This window comes from Bradyrhizobium sp. Kon58, assembly GCF_055807455.1.
Genome location: NZ_JBVVOT010000151.1, coordinates 1 through 465, shown reverse-complemented (window position 1 = coordinate 465; position 465 = coordinate 1). Strand labels below are relative to the sequence as shown.

Below are 465 nucleotides of genomic sequence, written 5' to 3'. Positions count from 1 at the left end.
GCCTTACGACCCGATTACCAACGAAGGTGTGGTGGGCCGCAAGTTTGCCTACCAGAACATGGGCACCATCAAGGTGTTTTTCGACAAGGACACCCACACCAACAACTTCATCGGCGCTGGTGGCAATGGCGTGGCCATCGATGACTTCAACGCCGACAACTTTGATCACGGCCCCCACGGCTTCGTGGGCGGTTCGCCGATGTGGGTCAACCAGGCGGGCAGCCGGCCGATTGCCGGCACTTCCAACCCGCCGGGCACGCCGGCCTGGGGCAGCGCGTGGAAGCGCGCTACCGCCGACTACTACACCCACCAGGTGTCGATGGACGCCCACGGTGCCCATCAGTCCTACCGGGGCAATTACCTCGATCTGGACCCGGTTTACCGCGATGCCCACGGCCTGCCGCTATTGCGAATGACCTTCGACTGGCAGGAAAACGACATCAAGATGAACCGCTTCATGATGGA

At 61.5% G+C, this 465-nt stretch carries 1 pseudogene; it reads left to right on the top strand.

Annotated elements, in window-relative coordinates:
* Positions 1 to 465: pseudogene (locus AC0L20_RS39895) on the top strand (GMC family oxidoreductase); the annotation flags it as partial.